General features: G+C 70.1%; 4 protein-coding genes. 2 read left to right on the forward strand and 2 right to left on the reverse strand.

Features of this window, described 5'->3' with window-relative positions:
- On the forward strand, positions 1–425 hold a 425-nt coding region (locus tag AB0J09_RS61300; protein ID WP_360713251.1), incomplete at its 5' end, for a LysR family transcriptional regulator substrate-binding protein.
- On the opposite strand, the gene AB0J09_RS61305 is transcribed toward AB0J09_RS61300, so the two are convergent.
- Both AB0J09_RS61305 and AB0J09_RS61310 read right to left on the reverse strand, forming a co-directional pair.
- Positions 418–1,098, reverse strand: coding sequence for a DNA alkylation repair protein (locus tag AB0J09_RS61305; RefSeq protein WP_360713253.1), 681 nt, complete (start codon positions 1,096–1,098; stop codon positions 418–420). The genes AB0J09_RS61300 and AB0J09_RS61305 overlap by 8 nt on opposite strands.
- Positions 1,095–1,763 (reverse strand): TetR/AcrR family transcriptional regulator, encoded by a 669-nt coding sequence (locus AB0J09_RS61310; protein ID WP_360713255.1) that lies wholly within the window; start codon positions 1,761–1,763, stop codon positions 1,095–1,097. Before AB0J09_RS61310 ends, AB0J09_RS61305 begins: the two co-directional genes overlap by 4 nt.
- A 97-nt stretch (positions 1,764–1,860) precedes the next feature.
- Here AB0J09_RS61310 and AB0J09_RS61315 point away from each other — a divergent pair.
- The coding region (locus AB0J09_RS61315) for an acetyl-CoA C-acetyltransferase (protein ID WP_360713257.1) at positions 1,861–2,878 on the forward strand (1,018 nt) is incomplete at its 3' end.

Raw genomic sequence — 2,878 nt, forward strand, 5'->3', positions numbered from 1 at the left:
CGATCCTGGCCACTCCGGCGCCCGCGCAGTTCGTGACGGCGGCCAGGTTCCACGTCACGGTCGACCACCTGGCCGTCCCCGTGGGCCACCGGCTGGCGGCCAGGCCCAAGGTCACCCCGGACGAGCTGGGTGGCCAGGTGCTGCTCACGCCGGGCAGCCGCCCCTGGGCGGGGCTGCCGGGGCGCTCGCGCATGGTGGCCGACGACGACTTCGCCGCCGCGCTCGACCTGGTGGCGGCGGGCGCCGGGCTGCTGCCGATCCCGCAGCTCCTGGTCAGATCCATCAGGAGGGACGACGTGCGCTTCGTGCCGCTCGACGCCGGCGACCTGCGCATCACGTACGCGCTGGCCTGGTCGAAGGAGCGCGTCACGCCGGAGCTGATCGCACTTGTGCAGGCCGTTCAGGATGCCCTGTGGACTAGGTGACGGGGAGGTTCTTGAGTGCCTCGCGGCGGCTCAGGCCAGAGATGCCCTTGGCGTTGACGTAGCGGATCACGTCGGCGGGATTGGTCTTGGCGTACTCGCGTAACGCCCACCCGATCGCCTTGCGCGCGAAGAAGTCGTTGTCGGCCAGGCTGGGCTCGATGCACGCGTACAGCAGGGCCGTGTCCGTGCGCTGCTTGAACCGGTTCTGGCACAGGATGGCGGTGCGCCGCTTCCACAGGTCGCCGTCGTGCGCCCACTCCAGCATGAGCGGCCGCATCGAGTCGGGGAACGCGGCCAGCAGGCCGCCGATCCGGTGCGTGGCCAGCTCGTCCACCAGGTCCCACCAGGCCCCGGTGACGATCATCTCCTCGTACATCGGCACCGTGTAGAGGGTCTGGAAGTCCCGGTAGAGGTGGTGGCCGGACAGCTCGACGGCGGCGTAACGCTCCTCGCGGTATTCGGCCTCCCGCCACAGCCCCAGCACGGCCCGCCGCCACTCCGGCGCGCTGTCCAGCCGGTGCTCGGAGAAGACCCGCCTGAGCGCCGCCCGCCTGGCAACGGCCTGGGCGCCCAGGAACGGCATCGAGGACTTCATGTAGGCGCGCATGGCCTCGGCCTTGCCGGGCTCCGCGGCATCCTGCAGTGCCAGCCGCACCGCCTTGCCGAGGCTCATCCCTTTTGCGTGGTGCGCTCGCCCGTGGCGAGGCCGTCGAAGAGCACGGTGATGTAGTGCTCGGCCAGCGCGGTCGTGTTGAGCCTGCCGCCCGGGCGGAACCAGCGCACCGCGACCCAGATCGTGTCCCGGATCATGCGGTACGTCAGCTTCGGATCGACGTCGGACCTGAACAGCCCGGCCGCCTGTCCCTTCTTGATCTGCGCGACCCAGATCTGCTCGACCTCGTCCTCGGCCTTGACCAGATAGTTGAACCGCTCGAACTGCCGCAGGTAGTTCCAGTCGTTCTGCATGACCGTGATCGCGGCCCGGTGGGGCTCGAGCGTGCCGAACCCGATGCGGACCATCTCCGACAGCACGGTGCGGGCGTCGGCGCTGGAGTCGACCGCCGCGCGGTAGCGGGCGATGAGGTCGTCGAGGAAGGTGGAGAGCACCTCGTCGACGATCGTCTCCTTGGAGTCGAAGTGGTGGTAGAGACTTCCGGAGAGGATGCCTGCCTCGTCGGCGATCTCACGTACGGTCGTGGCCTGGAAGCCCTTGCGCGCGAAGAGCTCCGCGGCGAGCTTGACGAGGTGGTCGCGGCGCTCGGAGGCCGGTCCCGATGCGGTCGCGCGCTGGCGCTTCGCCGGGGTTGTCGTGGTGCCGGAGTTCTTACGCGTGGTCACGACACCATTATGAGCCCTCAGACAATCGCTTGTTCACCTAACTGCCCCAGCTCATACGGCATTCCGCACCACACCAAGCGCTTGCTACCATTCGAGGGTGAATGAGGCGTACATCGTCGGCGCGGTCCGCACCCCCGTAGGACGCAGGAACGGCGGCCTGGCCGCGGCTCATCCCGCCGATCTCGGAGCGCACGTGCTCAAGGAGCTGATGTACCGCGCGGACGCCGATCCGTCGGCCGTCGACGACGTGATCTTCGGCTGCGTGGACACGATCGGCCCGCAAGCCGGGGACATCGCCCGCACCTGCTGGCTCGCTGCCGGGCTCCCCGAGGAGGTCCCGGGCGTCACGGTGGACCGCCAGTGCGGCTCGTCCCAGCAGGCGCTCCACTTCGCCGCCCAGGCCGTGCTGTCCGGCACGAGCGACCTGGTGGTGGCGGGCGGCGTGCAGAACATGAGCATGATCCCCATCTCGGCCGCGATGCTCGCGGGCCGCGCGTTCGGGCACGAGACCCCCTTCGGGGGCTCCAAGGGCTGGGTCGAGCGGTACGGCACGCAGGAGGTCTCCCAGTTCGCCGGGGCCGAGCAGATGGCCGTCGCCTGGGACGTCTCCCGCGAGGAGATGGAGCGGTACGCGTACGAGTCGCACCGCCGGGCCGTCCACGCCATCGACGCCGGACATTTCGCCCGCGAGATCACCTCCTACGAGGGCGTCGCCACGGACGAGTGCCCACGCAGGGACACCACCGTCGAGAAGATGGCCGGGCTCAAGCCTCTGGTCGAGGGCGGCCGGCTCACCGCGGCCCTGGCGTCCCAGATCTCCGACGCCGCGGCGGCCCTGCTCATCGCATCTCCCAGAGCCGTACGGGAGCACGGCCTGACCCCACGCGCCCGCGTGCACCACGTCTCGGCCCGCGGCGCCGACCCGATCATGATGCTCTCCGCGCCGATCCCCGCCACCGTCCACGCGCTCGGGATGACCGGCCTGGCCATCGACGACTTCGACGCGATCGAGATCAACGAGGCGTTCGCGCCGGTGGTCCTGGCCTGGATCAAGGAGACCGGCGCGGACCCCGCCAAGGTCAACCCGAACGGCGGCGCCATCGCGCTCGGCCACC

It is taken from the genome of Nonomuraea sp. NPDC049784, from assembly GCF_040659615.1.
Taxonomy (GTDB): domain Bacteria; phylum Actinomycetota; class Actinomycetes; order Streptosporangiales; family Streptosporangiaceae; genus Nonomuraea.

Bases quoted from the DNA above. Each gene is read 5' to 3' on its own strand.
- AB0J09_RS61305 (WP_360713253.1), bottom strand. From the start codon at position 1,098: ATGAGCCTCGGCAAGGCGGTGCGGCTGGCACTGCAGGATGCCGCGGAG.